Genomic DNA, 16,145 nt, shown 5'->3' with positions numbered 1-16,145 from the left:
ATCTATTGGCGGTGTGTTACCGCTGGTTTCTATTCTACGTTCTGGATCTGCTCACGCATCTGGTCAATCACGGTCTTGAGTTGAAGACCGATGGCTGTGAGTTCCACGCTGTTTGACTTGGAGCACAACGTGTTGGCCTCGCGGTTGAACTCCTGAGCCAGAAAGTCCATGCGCCGTCCTACAGCTCCGCCCGTGCCGATGAGGTCCTTCAAGGCGTTGACGTGGGCGTAGAGGCGATCCAGTTCCTCGCGGATATCAGCTTTGGTTGCAAGAAGTACCGCTTCCTGATGGAGCCGCTGGGGCTCCAGCGTGCTGTTTGCTTCCATAAGCTGGGCGACCTGTGCGGCGATGCGCTCCTTGATGGCATCGGCCTGTCGAGATGGCAGGCCCTCAGCTTCCTCGGTAAGGCGCAGAATTTCGGCGGCCTGGCCGCTGAGCAATTCGTTGAGGCTTTCGCCTTCGCGCTCGCGCATCACGACGAGATTGTCGAGTGCGATCTTGAAGCTGTCTTCCAGCGCCTTGAGGATGGCGGCCTTCTGGTCTTCGGTCTCTTCTGCTTCCTGAAGCTCCAACACACCCTTGTGGGCGAGGATGCCATCGAGATTAGGTGCGGCTGCATCTGGCAGGCGGCGTTGAAGAACCGCAAGGGCCTGAAGCACCTGCTCCAACGCCTGTTCGTTTACTGCAAGCGTTGTTGTGTTCTGTTCGCGCTGAACCTGAAGATTGATGGAGACGTTGCCGCGCTTGAGACGTTTGGAGGCGAGCCCACGAACCGTCGCTTCGAGCGCATCATAGCCCTGCGGGATGCGCAGGCGCATATCCAGCCCCTTGCCATTTACAGAGCGCAGTTCCCACGTCCAGCGGATGTTGTCGAGCGTCCCCTCTTCGCGGGAAAAGCCAGTCATGCTTGCCAGGGTCATGGCATGTACTTCCTTAATCTTTGGCAGACACAGCGGGTGTCCGGCCACCTTAGAACAAAGAAGGCCGCACGCCTATGGAACTGACGTGCGGCCTTTCGATCTATATACACCTGTGCGCAGGCACCGGGGTCACTCGCCTTCAGACTGTTGCTGCTCTGCCTGACGCGCGCGAATTTCGCGCTCGATCTTGCGCCACTCTGCCACGTTGCGCTGATGCTGCTTGTAGGTCTCAGCAAAGGCATGGCCGCCAGTGCCATCCGCAACGAAGTACAGATCGTTGGTGCGGGATGGATTGGAGGTCGCCTCCAATGCTGCCTTGCCCGGATTGCCGATTGGCCCCGGAGGCAGTGCGTTGATCTGGTAGGTGTTGTAAGGGTTCTGCTGCCGCAGCTGAGACCGGGTAATCGCAGAACGGTCTTTGGTCCAGGCTTCACCGCCGAACAGGCCATAAAGGATGGTCGGATCTGACTGAAGCGGCATCCCCTTGCGCAGGCGGTTGACGAACACACCGGCCACACGAGAACGCTCATCGGCCTTGCTGGTTTCCTTCTCGACGATGGAGGCCAGCGTTACCAGTTCCTCGGGGGACTCGATTGGCAAGTCTTGCGCGCGCCGTTCCCATGCCTGTGTAATCGCCCGCTGCATGCCCTCTTTCATCTCGTCGATGATCTTCTGACGGGTGGTGCCGCGGGTGAAGGAATAGGTCTCAGGCAAAAGACTGCCTTCCGCCGGTATTTCGGTGATGTCACCAACCAGGATCGGATCCGCGTTCAAACGGTTGATGATCTGCCAACTGGTCCACCCCTCCGGGAAGGTCACGGTATGGAAGACCGCATTGCCCTCAACCAGATCTTCCATGACGGTATGCATGCTGACGCCCGGGGCGAAAGCATACTCACCGGCCTTCATGCGGTTCTGATTCTTGTAGAACCGGGTGCCAGCTTCAAACACAAGCGTGTCTTCGATTACACCTGCTTCATGAAGGCGATCTGCAATGGAGCCAAGGCTGGCTCCCTTTGGAATGATGACGGAGGTGGTTTCGCTCAGCGGTCCGGCGCCTTCAAACTCGCCCTTGCCCCAGTACACCAATGCACCGGCGCCAAGGATGCCGAGAACGGCCAGCGTGAGCAGAAAATTAATGACCATCACCAGTGGGTTACGCGCATGGCGGGAGCGCGTTGGTGGTGGCGGGGCCTTATCCGGCTGAATGGCCTGACGAGGGCTGCGTGGGTTCACACGCTGCTGCGAGCCGCCGTTGGCGTCTTCGGTCTCAGGATGTTCAGATGATCCGGGCGTATTTGCCATTCTTGTTCCTCAAAGCAAGGAAGCCAGAAACCGCAGTCTGCGGCCTCTGGCCCCAAATAATCAACCCAGAAAAATGGAATTATGCCTCAACCTTCTTGAAGACCAGTGACGCATTGGTGCCACCGAACCCGAAGGAGTTGGAAAGAGCCACGTTGATCTCCATCTTCTTGGCCTTGTTCGGCACAAGATCGATATCCGTTTCAACGGACGGGTTGTCCAAGTTGATGGTTGGCGGTGCAATGCCATCGCGGATCGCCAGAACGGAGAAGATCGCTTCGACCGCACCAGCAGCACCCAACAGGTGACCAACGCTGGACTTGGTTGAAGACATGGTCAGGCCCTTGGCATGTTCACCCGCAAGGCGGCTAACTGCGCCAAGCTCGATCTCATCACCCAGTGGTGTGGAGGTGCCGTGAGCATTGATGTAGTCCACATCTTCCATGGTCATGCCAGCGCGCTTCAAAGCTGCTTCCATGCAGCGGTAGCCGCCGTCACCATCAGAAGAAGGTGCGGTAATGTGGTAAGCGTCGCCGGACAGGCCATAACCGACGATTTCGGCGTAGATCTTGGCGCCGCGTGCTTTTGCGTGCTCGTAATCTTCAATCACGACAACACCGGCACCCTCACCCATGACGAAGCCATCACGGTCCTTGTCGTAGGGACGGGAAGCCTTTTCAGGCTGATCGTTGAAGCCGGTAGACAGAGCACGACAGGCGTTGAAGCCTGAGATACCAAGGCGGCAGATTGGGGACTCAGTCCCGCCTGCGACCATCACATCTGCATCACCCAGCGCAACAAGACGGGCTGCATCGCCAATGGCGTGCGCACCGGTGGAACAGGCTGTAACCACAGAGTGGTTCGGGCCTTTCAGCTTGTGCTGGATGGAAACGTAACCGCTGGCCAAGTTGATCAACCGGCCCGGAATAAAGAATGGGCTAACGCGACGCGGGCCTTTTTCCTTCAGGAGGATGGCTGTGTCGGCAATACCCTGGAAGCCACCAATACCGGAGCCGATCAACACGCCAGAGCGGTTCTGATCTTCTTCGGTTTCAGGCTTCCAATTTGCATCTGTCAGGGCCTGATCTGCAGCGGCAATGGCATAAACGATGAACTCGTCTACCTTGCGCTGTTCCTTAGGCGCCATCCAGTCGTCAGGGTTATAGGTCCCGTCGCTTCCATCTCCACGTGGGATCTGGCAGGCAATTTTGGTCTGCAAGTCATCAGTTTCGAAGTTTTCGACCTGACGAGCACCGCTCTGGCCTTCCAGAATTCGCTGCCAAGAAACTTCAGCACCGCAACCAAGCGGGCTGACCATACCAATACCTGTTATAACGACTCGCCGCATAATCCTGCACTTTTTTGGAAAGCTGTTTCAGGCGGACGCGCCTGAATCATAAAAGGACGCGGCAGGTGAGACACCTACCGCTGTTCCATAATTTCAGGGCTTAGCTATTAGCTAGCCTTGGATTCGATGAACTTAACTGCGTCACCAACGGTCTGGATGGTTTCTGCAGCGTCATCTGGAATTTCAACGCCGAAAGCTTCTTCGAAAGCCATTACCAGCTCAACAGTGTCAAGGCTGTCCGCGCCCAGGTCGTCGATGAAGCTTGCAGCTTCAGTGACCTTGTCGGCTTCTACGCCAAGATGCTCAACAACGATCTTCTTTACCTGTTCAGCAACGTTGCTCATTTTAAGTCCTCAATTGTTTTCAAGGTGATGCCTGATAGCCCGACAAACGGACCATACATGGTTTTTTCGTAGGGATCGTGTGGCACACTCTTGGCCCTTTGAAAAGCCTCTACCTGAACAACGGTGGGCCCTTCCCAAGGAAACCGCAGCTGACACTACGCCTCACTCTTCAGAGGTTGAATCTGATCGGCGGCGTCCTAGCATACTTTATAAAGTATTACCAGCCGCCAAACCCTTTCATTTCCCCGTTTTACAGCGGTTCAACTACCTAGTTGAAACCATTAGATCATTGCCATGCCACCGTTCACGTGCACGGTCTGTCCCGTTACGTATGCGGCCTCATTACTTGCCAAGTAAACAGCTGCTGCTGCGATCTCTTCAGCACCGCCCAAACGACCTGCTGGAACGGAGGCGAGGATCGAATCGCGCTGCTTGTCGTTCAACTCATCCGTCATCGCGGATTTGATGAAACCCGGTGCGATGGTGTTCACCGTTATATTGCGACTGGCGACCTCACGTGCAAGGGACTTGGACATGCCAATCATGCCCGCCTTTGCCGCGGAGTAGTTCACCTGACCCGGATTGCCGGTGACACCAACCACGGAGGTGATGCCGATAATGCGGCCGGAACGGCGCTTCATCATGCCCTTAATCGCGGCACGGCAGATGTGGAATGTGGAGGTAAGGTTAACTTCCAGCACCTGATCCCACTCGTCATCCTTCATGCGCATGAAGATGTTGTCGCGGGTGATGCCTGCATTGTTTACCAGGATATCGAGACCGCCCATCTTTTCTTCTGCAGCTGGAACCAGCTCGGCCACGCTGCCACGATCGGACAGGTTGGCAGCCTGCATGTGAACGCGGTCTCCCAGCTCTGCGGCCAGCGCTTCGAGGCGCTCTACACGGGTTCCGGACAGGGTGACTGTTGCGCCTTGCTTGTGAAGGGCGCGGGCGATTTCAGCACCAATGCCACCTGTTGCGCCGGTGACCAGTGCGGACTTTCCAGTCAAATCAAACATTGCCGTATTCTCCTCGGCTGAATCTACTTTCAAGAGCGGGCTTAGTTGGCGGAAAGACGCGCCACCAGAGCATCAATGTCTTCTGCGGTGTTGACTGCAACACCTTCTGCAGACTTCACGATGCGCTTCACCATACCCGTCAGCACCTTGCCAGTGCCAATTTCCACGAATGTCTCAATGCCGTTTTCTGCCATCCAGGTGACAGACTCACGCCAACGAACGGTGCCGGTGACCTGCTCAACAAGACGCGCGCGAATGTCAGCAGGGTCAGAGATCGGCTGGGCCAGAACGTTGGCCACGACAGGCACGACAGGTGCCTTGATTTCTACATTAGCCAGCGCTTCCGCCATGGCGTCTGCAGCAGGCTGCATCAAGGCGCAATGGAACGGCGCGGATACCGGCAGAAGTACGGCGCGCTTAGCGCCTTTGCCCTTGGCAATTTCACAGGCGCGCTCTACGGCTGCCTTGTGGCCGGACACAACAACCTGCCCATTGGCATTGTCGTTTGCAGCCTGGCAAACTTCGCCCTGAGCGGCCTCAGCCGCGACTTCCATGGCCTGTTCAAAGTCCAGACCCAGCAGCGCTGCCATGGCACCCTCACCCACCGGCACAGCCTTTTGCATGGCATCACCGCGGATGCGCAGCAGACGCGCTGCATCAGAAATGCTGATGGAGCCAGCCGCCGCCAAAGCGGAGTATTCACCCAGTGAGTGCCCTGCAACGTATTTGGCGGCCTGTGCCAGATCCACGCCCTTTGATTCCAGAACGCGCATGGTGGCAAGGCTTACGGCCATCAATGCTGGCTGCGTGTTTGCCGTCAGGGTCAGCTCGTCAGCTGGACCTTCCCACATAATAGAAGAGAGCTTCTGCCCAAGGGCGGCATCCACTTCATCGAACACGGCCTTTGCCTCCGGGAATGCGTTGGCCAATTCCTGGCCCATTCCGACAGCTTGACTGCCCTGTCCGGGAAATGTGAATGCGATGCTCATTGGAACCTGCTCCATTTACTCTTATGAGATGTGTTCTTATGCGTGAATTGGCCGGCAATTAAACTGCAGATTGCGACGGCTTTATGGTCAAATTCACAGCAAAATCCGGTCATTTCGGCTGACATGAGCCGCGAACGGCCGTTTCTGTCAAGTCTTGGTGCGGAAAAAAGGCTTTTTTGAACAGATCCGCTTGTCATCCGCGCGTAAACACTTTAAAGAGCACCTCGTTTCCGGAAGCTGGCCGGGGGCTGAAAGGAAGGCAGCAAAGCGATTTGCTGTAGGAATCGAAAGAACTCCGTCTTCCCCGTGTTCCCGCTCTTGAAGAATTCTTCGCTATGCCTTTCTGAAAGGCCCTCGAGGAGGCTTTGCGCCGCGACCGGATGAAACCAAACCAGAAAGGCTATACGCATGGCGCTCTATGAGCACGTGTTCCTGGCTCGTCAGGACATTTCTACCCAGCAGGTTGAAGCCCTCGTTGAGCAGTTCAAGGCTGTGATCGAAGGTAACGAAGGCAAGGTCGGCAAGATCGAGAATTGGGGTCTGCGCACCCTGACCTATCGCATCAACAAGAACCGTAAGGCTCACTACATCCTTATGAACCTGGATGCTCCACACAAGGCAGTTGCCGAAATGGAACGTCAGATGGGCCTGAACGAAGACATTCTTCGTTTCATGACCATCAAGGTTGAAGAACTTGACGAAGAACAGTCTGCAATGATGCAGAAGCGCGATCGTGACGACCGTCGTCGCGGTGAGCGCGGCGCAGCAGGTGGCCGTGACCGCGGCCCTCGTCGTAACGAAGCAGCAGCGGAGTAATAGATCATGTCAGCACAAACTGCACGCCGTCCATTCTTCCGTCGCCGCAAGTCCTGCCCGTTCTCTGGCGCAAACGCACCAAAGATCGACTACAAGGACATTCGTTTGCTGCAGCGCTACATTTCCGAGCGCGGCAAGATTGTTCCTTCCCGTATCACCGCAGTATCTGCAAAGAAGCAGCGTGAACTGGCCAAGGCCATCAAGCGCGCACGCTTCCTCGGCCTGCTGCCATTCGTGATCAAGTAAGTTTCGGTCAGGGAGCCTCAGGGCTCCCTTTCCTATCTGCCGGTGCATCCAGCACCAAAAACCCGATTGAGATTGGCGGGCAGTCATTAAAGTCCAATCTCTAACTGCATGACACATGCAGGACAGACGGATCTGGAGATTCCAAAATGGACGTTATCCTTCTTGAGCGTGTGGCCAAACTGGGCCAGATGGGCGACACTGTTCGTGTACGCGACGGTTACGCACGTAACTTCCTTCTGCCACAGGGCAAGGCACTGCGCGCTAACAAGGCAAACCTCGAGCGCTTCGAACGCGAACGCGCACAGCTTGAAGCTCGTAACCTTGAGCGCAAGCAGGAAGCAGAAGCAGTCGGCGAAAAGCTCGCAGGCAAGTCTTTCGTTGCTATCCGCTCTGCCGGTGAAACCGGTCAGCTGTACGGTTCTGTGGCAGCTCGCGACATTGCAACGATTCTTGACAACGGTGGCTTCACCGTTTCTCGCTCTCAGGTTTCCCTTAAGGCACCGATCAAGACCATCGGCATCCATGACGTTATCATCGTACTTCACCCTGAAGTTGAGGTTGGCGTTTCCATTAATGTTGCACGCTCTGAAGATGAAGCTGTTCGACAGGAAGCCGGCGAAGATTTGACTACTCGTGATGACGAGGCTTTCGAGTTCGAAGAAGAAGAAGCTGAAGGCGAAGAAGGCGAATCTGAAGAAGCTGAAACTGAAGAAGTAGAAGCTGAATCTGAAGCAACAGAAGAAGAAAAATAAGCTTATTTGAGCTATATCTTTCCAAGAAGGGCGCGCTTCAATATGAGGCGCGCCCTTTTTTTCTTAAATTTCACTAAAATTTTCAAGTTGACACAGAACCGTTCTATAACTCTTCTAAATAACCTCTATTTTTCAAAGCGTTCATAGTAACTTTCTTGAATTACTTACATATAATTCAAAGTAGTGACGCAGCGTAATATTGGCTTCACTGTCAATCAGCAACCAGCAATTTTCCCCGTTGATCTGGTGAAAAAAAAGAACTGTTTTTAGATCCGCTGAGCACCCTTTCCCAATACCCGGCAAAAGGGTAGTCAGAGTGCCAAGAGGCACGAGGGGCGTAATGAACGGTAAAGTTCAAAAACTAGAAACGGCAAGTGAGACGGCGCGCGTAGTACCGCACAACTCAGAGGCAGAGCGTCAGCTTCTGGGTGCAATCCTTGTCAATAACGAGACATATTATCGAGTCTCAGAATTCCTGGAGCCACAGCACTTCTTTCTGGCTCCGCACAGGGATATCTACGAAAAGTGTGGCGCACTTATCCGGGCAGGCAAGATTGCCTCCCCTATTACACTGAAGACTTTCTTCCCGGCTGACGAGAAGATCGCCGACATGCCTGCAGCGCAGTACCTTTTGCGACTCGCAGCAGACGCGGCTTCCGTGATCAGCGCAGAAGACTACGGTCAGACCATCTATGATCTGGCGGTTCGGCGGAATCTGATCCGAATCGGCGAAGACATGGTCAATCTGGCTTACGATGCGCCGATTGATAAGGGCCCGAACGCCCAGATCGATGAAGCGGAACGTCGCCTGTTCGAACTGGCGGAAACCGGCCGTTCTGATGGTGGTTTTCAGGACTTCGGGACCGCGCTGACAGAAACCATCGAGATGGCGGCTGCGGCCTTCAACCGTGAAGGCTCTCTGTCTGGTATCTCCACGGGCTTGCGCGACCTGGACAAGCTTATGGGCGGTTTGCAGTCCTCAGACTTGATTGTTCTGGCGGGACGTCCTGCGATGGGTAAGACCTCGCTGGCTACCAACATCGCCTATAACATTGCCCAGTCCTACGCGGCAGAAGAGCAGCCAGATGGCTCCAGAAAGACCGTAAATGGCGGTGTTGTGGGCTTTTTCTCGCTGGAAATGAGCGCCGAACAGCTTGCGACTCGTATCATCTCGGAGCAGACCGAGATCTCCTCCTCCAAGATTCGCCGCGGCGACATCAACGAGGCAGACTTTGAGAAGCTGGTGGCGGCGACTCAGCACATGCAGCATGTCCCGCTCCATGTAGACCAGACAGGTGGTATCTCGATCGCATCGCTGGTGTCCAAGGCGCGTCGCTTGAAGCGCCAAAAAGGCCTCGACATGATCGTGGTCGACTATATCCAGCTGATCACCGGTTCCTCCAAGAACTCTGGCAACCGCGTGCAGGAAATCACCGAGATCACCACGGGCCTCAAGGCTCTGGCGAAGGAGCTTCAGGTGCCGATCATCGCCCTGTCCCAGCTCTCCCGTCAGGTAGAATCGCGTGACGACAAACGCCCGCAGATGTCTGACCTTCGCGAATCCGGGTCGATTGAGCAGGATGCGGACGTGATTCTTTTCGTGTACCGCGAAGAATACTACATGGGTAAGAAGGAGCCGCCGGAAGGCACCCCGGAATACGAGGCATGGAGTGCCGAGATGGAACGGGTGCGCGGCAAGGCAGAAGTGATCATCGCCAAGCAGCGTCACGGTCCGACAGGTATTGTGGATCTGCAGTTCCAGGGCGAGTACACCCGCTTCTCCGATCTGGCCGATGGCGAACACATGCCAGAACGCATGATGGAGTAAGCCCAAGCGGTGCAAAACATTCACAGCCCGGTTACTGGCAACGGTAACCGGGCTTTTTGTTTGCTCAATTGGCTCTTAAGGTGGGTTAGCATCAAGAAAGACTGAGGTTTCCGTGCCCTACCAAAGCGATTCACAGGAGGTGTCCTGTGCAGGACGGCTGATCATTGACCTGACGGCCCTGCAAAAGAACTGGCGCCAGCTCAATGAGCGCACCGGCAATGGGTGTGAATGCGCGGCTGTCGTTAAGGCAAACGCTTATGGCCTCGGCGCGGAGGAAGCTGTCAAAGCACTCTATGCCTCGGGGGCTCGGACTTTCTTTGTGGCAACGCCCGAAGAGGGCCGCCTTGTCCGGGCCGCAGCGCCTCAGGGCACAATCTACGTGCTGGGCGGAGCCTACTCCGACCGGGGCCACCTTTATGCAGAATCGTCTCTGCGACCAGTCTTGGGACACCCCGACGAAATTGCCGAGTGGGCGCAGTTTTGCGAAAGTCTGGGAACGCCCCTGCCCGCCGCTGTTCACGTTGATACGGGAATGAATCGGTTGGGCCTTACACACGCTGAAGCCCGTGATCTTTCCCGCGATGAAGAGACCTTGAGCAAGTTCAAGCTTTGTCTTGTTGTGAGTCACCTTTCTTGCGGCGATGACGCGACTCACCCGAAGAATCAGGCCCAACTGGAAGCGTTTCGCAGCGCGGCAGATCTGTTTCCCGGAATTCCGAGATCCTTGAGCAATTCCTCGGGTATCTTTTTGGGCGAAGACTATCACTTTGAACTGGCCCGGCCGGGAATCGCTCTTTATGGCGGCAATCCGATTCCAACCCGACATAATCCGATGGCATGCGTGGCCCGTGTTGAAGCGGAGGTGATTCACCTGCGCCATGTTCCCCCGGGCGAAACCGTGGGCTACGGCGCAGCCCGCACGACAAAGCGACCGACGCGCATTGCGACCGTGAACGTGGGCTATGCGGACGGCATGCACCGACTGATCGGCTCGACGGACGGGCAAGACGGCTCCTATGCCAGCGTAAACGGCGCCCGTGTTCCGCTGTTTGGCCGCGTCTCCATGGACATGATCGCGCTGGATGTAACCGACCTGCCCGCCAATATGGTACAACGAGGCACCTGGGTTGAACTGATGGGGCCAACAATTTCCGTTGATGAGGTGGCTGAGAGCGCTCACACGATCTCCTATGAACTGTTAACGGGTCTTGGTGCGCGCTATAAGCGCACCTACATAGGCTCCGTTCAGGACGAGGAAGACACGTAAACACATGGCTAAACGCTCCAGCGCCTTTGTCTGCCAATCATGCGGCGCAGTGACCACCAAATGGGTGGGCCGCTGCGAATCCTGTGGTGAGTGGAACACCATTCAGGAAGAGCGCAGCGATTCAGGCATCGGAGGTGGCCCCGGACGCAGCACGCGGTCGAGTGGCCGGGTTCTGGAGTTGGTAGGGCTGTCCGGCGAGATCAAAGAGGCACCGCGCATCATTACCGGAGTTGCCGAGCTGGACCGGGTTACTGGCGGCGGCTTTGTGAAAGGGTCCGCGCTGCTTGTGGGCGGCGATCCGGGTATCGGCAAGTCCACGCTGCTGATTCAGGCCAGCGCCGTGCTGGCAAACCAGGATCACAGCGTTGTCTACATCTCCGGCGAGGAAGCCGTTGATCAGGTGCGTCTGCGTTCGGAACGCCTTGGTCTTTCCAAGTCGCCTGTAAAACTCGCCGCAGAAACCAGTGTCGAAGACATTCTGGCAACGCTGCAATCCATCGAGCGCCCGGCGCTGGTCATCATCGACAGTATTCAGACGCTTTGGACCGACAAGGTGGATTCGCCGCCCGGCACGGTCACTCAGGTTCGCGCCTGTGCACAGGCCATGGTGCGCTATGCCAAGAAGACCGGCACCTGTGTGGTTATCGTGGGCCACGTGACGAAGGATGGTCAAATCGCCGGCCCGCGCGTGGTGGAACACATGGTCGACGCGGTGCTGTACTTTGAGGGCGATGGCGCTCACCAGTATCGCATCCTGCGCTCAGTAAAGAACCGCTTTGGCGCGACCGATGAAATCGGCGTCTTTGAGATGCAGCACGCTGGCCTGACGGAAGTTGCCAACCCGTCCGCCTTGTTTCTTGGTGAACGGAATGCCACCAGTCCGGGAGCGGCGGTTTTTGCTGGTCTTGAGGGCACACGGCCCCTGCTGGTGGAGATACAGGCGCTCGTGGCACCCTCACCGCTGGGCACGCCGCGCCGTGCGGTCATCGGTTGGGACTCAGCGCGCCTTTCCATGATCCTCGCCGTGCTTGAGGCACGGTGCGGGGTGCGGTTCTCACAACACGATGTTTACCTGAACGTAGCGGGAGGTTTGCGCATCAACGAGCCGGGAGCAGACTTGGCTGTGGCTGCTGCGCTGATCTCTTCCTTGAGTGGGGTTGCCCTTCCGCTCGAATGCGTCTATTTCGGCGAAGTAAGTTTGTCGGGTGCCATTCGTCCGGTGGCGCAAGCTGGCTCGCGCCTCAAGGAAGCCCAAAAGTTGGGCTTTGGTGCGGCGGTGGTACCAAATGCCAACCTTAAGGATGGCTCTCAAGGCTTGGGACAGGTCCGAGGCCTAGAGGAACTGGGGGAATTGGTTGCAGCTGTTGCCTCTAAGGCACCAGCGGCAGAAAGCACATGATGTGCACCTGTTTTGCGTTCTAATTTTGGTTCTTGAAGGGCCCCAATGAGTATCGGGGCCTTCTACAAACGAAGGGGCTGTGTCGATCCATGCCGATCACACTACTCGATGGCATTTTGCTCGTCATCATGTTCTTGTCGGCCATTCTGGCGATGATCCGCGGGTTTGTTCGGGAAGTGCTTTCAATCGCGTCCTGGATCGCGGCTGCAGTTACCGCCTACTACTTTTACAAGCCCGTCACACCTTTTCTGGCCGATTACATTTCAAATGGCACGGTCGCGACCGTCGTCGCCATCGGTGTCGTTTTTCTGCTGACGCTGTTTATTGTTAGCTATATAACAATGCGGATCTCAGATTTCGTTCTGGACAGCCGGATCGGGGCACTGGATCGCACACTTGGTTTCGTGTTCGGCGCAGCACGCGGCTTTTTGATCGTCGTTGTCGCAATGTTGTTCTTCAACTGGTTCGTTCCAGAGCAGCAACAGCCACAATGGGTCATGAACGCCAAGTCCCGCCACCTGCTCGTGACCACCGGTGCAAGCCTTGTCGCCGTTTTGCCTGAAGACCCGGAACAAGCCATTATGGATCAGATCCGCAAGTCTGCACCTGAAGCAGGCACCAATTCGGCGGCTGAAGCGGAAGAGCCGACCTATTCTTCCTCCGAGCGTCGCAGCTTGGATCAGCTGAGTGAAACAGGCACCTCGCGCAATTGATCTCCCGATCTTTCGGGATGTCGCTGGGACTGGTCATAAAAAAGAACAAGGAGCCAACGCCATGAACGGCGCGGATAATTCTGTCGCTTTGACTCAGGAAGACCTTGATGGCGACACGCTTCATGAAGAATGCGGTGTTTTCGGTATTCTGGGCCATGAGGATGCTGCCGCACTGACCGCACTGGGCCTCCACGCCCTGCAGCACCGCGGACAGGAAGCAGCAGGCATCGTGACCTATGACGGCGAGCAGTTCCGCTCCGAGCGTCACCTTGGACTTGTAGGCGATTCCTTCTCCAAGCCGGAAATCATGGAGCACCTGAAGGGCTCTTACTCCGTTGGACACGTGCGCTATTCCACGACAGGCGCGCCGGTGCTACGCAACGTCCAGCCGCTGTTTGCGGAGCTGGACGGCGGCGGGATCGCGGTTTGTCACAACGGCAACTTCACAAATGCCATGACGCTTCGCCGCCAGCTCATCAAAGATGGCGCGATCTGTCAGTCGACCTCCGACTCCGAAGTGGTGTTGCAGCTGGTGGCACGCAGCCGTCAAACCAAGATCGTGGACCGCTTCATTGAAGCCATCACCCAGATGGAAGGCGCTTTCTCTCTGGTAGCGCTGACCCGCAAGAAGCTGATTGGTGCCCGTGATCCATTTGGTATTCGTCCACTGGTGCTGGGTGACCTGAATGGAGCGCCAATCTTTGCATCTGAAACCTGTGCGCTCGACATCATCGGTGCCAAGTTTATCCGCGAAGTTGAGAACGGCGAAGTGATCGTTTGTACGCCGGGCGGCATGGAGAGCTACTTCCCGTTTGGCAAGCGCCCTGCTCGCCCATGCATCTTCGAATACATCTATTTCTCACGCCCCGATTCCATTCTGGGTGGCCACAGCGTCTACGATGTGCGCAAGCAGTTCGGCCGTCAGTTGGCACTTGAGAGCCAGATCAAGGCGGACGTAATTGTGCCGGTGCCGGATTCCGGCGTTCCGGCCGCTCTGGGCTATTCTCAGGAATCAGGCATTCCGTTTGAGCTTGGAATCATCCGCAACCACTATGTTGGGCGGACCTTCATCGAGCCAACGCAACAGATCCGGACGCTCGGCGTGAAGCTGAAGCACTCGGCAAACCAGGCCCAGATCAAGGGCAAGCGCGTTGTCCTGGTGGATGACAGTCTTGTTCGCGGCACGACTTCGTTGAAGATCGTGCAAATGATCCGTGACGCGGGTGCGAGTGAAGTTCACTTCTGTCTGGCATCTCCGCCGATTAAGTATTCCGACTACTACGGCATTGATACGCCGGTGCGTGAGAAGCTGCTGGCAGCAAAATACGACCTCGCTGGCATGAAGAACTACATTGGCGCAGACAGTCTGCACTTCCTGTCCGTAGACGGCGTTTACAAGGCCATGGGCTATGAAGAAGGGCGCAACAACGACGCCCCGCAGTTTACCGATCACTGCTTTACTGGCGACTATCCGACGCCATTGACCGACCTGATTAATGACGACGATAACCGGGCGGCACCACGCCTGGTGGAAGTTGGTTGATAGACTATGACGAAAGCACTTGAGGGACGCGTCGCTGTTGTAACCGGCGCTTCCCGCGGAATTGGCTACTTTGCTGCCAAGGAATTGGCCGCACAGGGTGCCCACGTGATTGCTGTGGCACGTACAGTGGGTGGCCTTGAAGAACTGGACGACGAGATCAAGGCTGCTGGTGGGTCTGCGACCCTCGTCCCACTGGACATGACCGACTATGACGGCCTCGACCGGTTGGGCGGCGCCATTTATGAACGCTGGAAAAAGCTGGACATCATGGTAGCGAATGCGGGCGTTTTGGGCCCAACTTCGCCGCTCGGCCATGTGGACCCCAAGAAGTTCGATCAAGTCATGGCGCTGAATGTGACTGCAAACTGGCGTTTGCTGCGCTCGCTTGATCCGCTGTTGCGTCTGTCTGATGCGGGCCGTGCGGTTTTCATCACCTCCAGCTCTCCTCACAAGTGCAAGGCCTATTGGGGCCCTTACAACATGTCCAAGGCCGCGCTTGAAGCCATGGCACGCACCTATGTGAACGAGACTCGCAAGACGCCTATTCACACCATGCTGGTGAACCCTGGACCGATGCGCACTGCCATGCGCGCGCTGGCCATGCCGGGTGAAGATCCTGAAACGCTGCCGCATCCAGATGAACTGGCGGCGCCGATCTTGAAGTTCTCCTCTCCGGACAGTGAAGCCAATGGTCTTTACTACGACCACCCGTCAGGGGAACTCCGCGAGTTCCAGCAAATCGCCTCTTAAACGCAAAACGGGCCCCTGAGGCCCGTTTTTCATTTTTGGCTACGTCGGATCAGATTTACCCGAAAGCCTCCTCAGAGATCTCCTGAAGCGCCTTGTAGACCTGCGGGCCGCCTGCAACGACACGGCACCTGTCAGTCAACGCGCGTTCCATATCGAACGGCTGGACCAACCCGCCCGCCTCTTCGATCATCAAAAGACCTGCCACACAGTCCCACACGTTCATTTCTTCCTCGATGTAACCGGCCAATCGACCAGTTGCCGTGTAGGCCAGCATCAGGCCGCCAGAGGCATTTCGAAAGAACATGCCGCCAGAAGACAGAATGAGATCCGTAACCTTCAAGGTCTTGTCCTTGTCGGACTTGGAACTGTGCCCTAGACCCACTGAGCCTTCATGAAGGCCCGCGCTTTGAGAAATCTGCGCAGGTCGCCCATTCACCTTGGTGCCTTCGCCCTTGAGGGCGGTGAACATTTCACCGGAAACGGGATCATAAATGACGCCGAAGTGCTTTTCGTTGTCCTTCAGACACGCAATGATGACGCACCACTGGGGAATGCCTGTAACGAAGTTGGCGGTGCCATCAATAGGATCAATGATCCAAAGATAGCCGCTGGAGCCTTCGACGCGGCCGTGCTCCTCGCCAAGAATACCGTCTTGCGGATACGCCGCCATAATGGCATCGCGCACCAATGTTTCGGTATCGCGGTCGGCCTCGGACACCATGTCCTGATGGCCTTTGCTTTCAATGGTGAGGCTTTCAAAGCGATCAAAATGCTCGCGCGCAAACGCGCCTGCCCGTTCGGCAAGCGTTTTGGCAAACTCAAATCTTTCGTCAGACATGGTACTCAATCGAAGAACGGTGGGAGGGAGAGGCCTGCCCTTTTTTGGAGAAAGCTCCCAAGGGCAGGCTT

General features: G+C 56.4%; 16 protein-coding genes. 9 read left to right on the top strand and 7 right to left on the bottom strand.

The window, feature by feature from the left end; genetic code table 11:
* Positions 1-29: 29 nt before the first annotated feature.
* The 6 genes from Q3Y58_RS09350 to fabD all read right to left on the bottom strand — a co-directional run bounded on the left by Q3Y58_RS09350 (position 30) and on the right by fabD (position 5,922).
* Entirely contained in the window at positions 30-920 is an 891-nt protein-coding gene (locus Q3Y58_RS09350) for a YicC/YloC family endoribonuclease (RefSeq protein WP_319622029.1), read from the bottom strand.
* A 129-nt stretch (positions 921-1,049) separates the two neighbouring features.
* Complete coding sequence (gene mltG, locus Q3Y58_RS09345) at positions 1,050-2,225, bottom strand: endolytic transglycosylase MltG (RefSeq protein ID WP_274216998.1); 1,176 nt, start codon at positions 2,223-2,225, stop codon at positions 1,050-1,052.
* 79 nt (positions 2,226-2,304) lie between these two features.
* Positions 2,305-3,570: a beta-ketoacyl-ACP synthase II gene (gene fabF, locus Q3Y58_RS09340; protein WP_274216999.1), complete on the bottom strand. Its 1,266-nt coding sequence runs from the start codon at positions 3,568-3,570 to the stop codon at positions 2,305-2,307.
* 107 nt (positions 3,571-3,677) lie between these two features.
* On the bottom strand, positions 3,678-3,914 hold the full coding sequence (locus tag Q3Y58_RS09335; RefSeq protein WP_274217000.1) for an acyl carrier protein: 237 nt from the start codon (positions 3,912-3,914) through the stop codon (positions 3,678-3,680).
* Between the two features lie 281 nt (positions 3,915-4,195).
* Positions 4,196-4,933: a 3-oxoacyl-[acyl-carrier-protein] reductase gene (gene fabG / locus Q3Y58_RS09330; protein ID WP_274217001.1), complete on the bottom strand. Its 738-nt coding sequence runs from the start codon at positions 4,931-4,933 to the stop codon at positions 4,196-4,198.
* Positions 4,934-4,974: 41 nt separating this feature from the next.
* Positions 4,975-5,922 (bottom strand): ACP S-malonyltransferase, encoded by a 948-nt coding sequence (fabD, locus tag Q3Y58_RS09325; RefSeq protein WP_319622028.1) that lies wholly within the window; start codon positions 5,920-5,922, stop codon positions 4,975-4,977.
* Between the two features lie 408 nt (positions 5,923-6,330).
* Here fabD and rpsF point away from each other — a divergent pair, with 408 nt between their 5' ends.
* The 9 genes from rpsF (at position 6,331) to Q3Y58_RS09280 (ending at position 15,236) form a co-directional block, all read left to right on the top strand.
* Positions 6,331-6,738, top strand: coding sequence for a 30S ribosomal protein S6 (gene rpsF / locus Q3Y58_RS09320; protein ID WP_274217003.1), 408 nt, complete (start codon positions 6,331-6,333; stop codon positions 6,736-6,738).
* 6 nt (positions 6,739-6,744) lie between these two features.
* Entirely contained in the window at positions 6,745-6,984 is a 240-nt protein-coding gene (rpsR, locus tag Q3Y58_RS09315) for a 30S ribosomal protein S18 (protein ID WP_274217004.1), read from the top strand.
* Positions 6,985-7,130: 146 nt separating this feature from the next.
* Positions 7,131-7,736, top strand: a complete 606-nt coding sequence (gene rplI, locus Q3Y58_RS09310; RefSeq protein ID WP_319622026.1) for a 50S ribosomal protein L9 — start codon at positions 7,131-7,133, stop codon at positions 7,734-7,736.
* 340 nt (positions 7,737-8,076) lie between these two features.
* Positions 8,077-9,564, top strand: a complete 1,488-nt coding sequence (locus Q3Y58_RS09305; RefSeq protein WP_319622024.1) for a replicative DNA helicase — start codon at positions 8,077-8,079, stop codon at positions 9,562-9,564.
* Between the two features lie 112 nt (positions 9,565-9,676).
* Positions 9,677-10,831, top strand: a complete 1,155-nt coding sequence (alr, locus tag Q3Y58_RS09300) for an alanine racemase (RefSeq protein ID WP_319622023.1) — start codon at positions 9,677-9,679, stop codon at positions 10,829-10,831.
* 4 nt (positions 10,832-10,835) lie between these two features.
* Positions 10,836-12,230 carry a DNA repair protein RadA gene (gene radA / locus Q3Y58_RS09295; RefSeq protein WP_319622022.1) on the top strand — a complete coding sequence of 465 codons (1,395 nt, stop codon included), beginning with the start codon at positions 10,836-10,838 and terminating at the stop codon, positions 12,228-12,230.
* A gap of 89 nt (positions 12,231-12,319) precedes the next feature.
* Positions 12,320-12,943: a CvpA family protein gene (locus Q3Y58_RS09290; protein ID WP_274217009.1), complete on the top strand. Its 624-nt coding sequence runs from the start codon at positions 12,320-12,322 to the stop codon at positions 12,941-12,943.
* A gap of 61 nt (positions 12,944-13,004) precedes the next feature.
* Positions 13,005-14,486 carry an amidophosphoribosyltransferase gene (purF, locus tag Q3Y58_RS09285; protein ID WP_319622021.1) on the top strand — a complete coding sequence of 494 codons (1,482 nt, stop codon included), beginning with the start codon at positions 13,005-13,007 and terminating at the stop codon, positions 14,484-14,486.
* A 6-nt stretch (positions 14,487-14,492) separates the two neighbouring features.
* Positions 14,493-15,236, top strand: coding sequence for an SDR family NAD(P)-dependent oxidoreductase (locus Q3Y58_RS09280; RefSeq protein ID WP_319622020.1), 744 nt, complete (start codon positions 14,493-14,495; stop codon positions 15,234-15,236).
* Between the two features lie 55 nt (positions 15,237-15,291).
* Here the strand turns inward: Q3Y58_RS09280 and Q3Y58_RS09275 are convergent, their stop codons facing one another.
* Positions 15,292-16,074, bottom strand: a complete 783-nt coding sequence (locus Q3Y58_RS09275) for an inositol monophosphatase family protein (RefSeq protein WP_319622018.1) — start codon at positions 16,072-16,074, stop codon at positions 15,292-15,294.
* Positions 16,075-16,145 lie beyond the last annotated feature (71 nt).

Source organism: Nesiotobacter zosterae (assembly GCF_033843645.1).
Lineage (GTDB): Bacteria > Pseudomonadota > Alphaproteobacteria > Rhizobiales > Stappiaceae > Pseudovibrio > Pseudovibrio zosterae.
The sequence above is the reverse complement of the archived record's forward strand: the minus strand, read 5'-3'. Positions and strand labels throughout refer to the sequence as shown.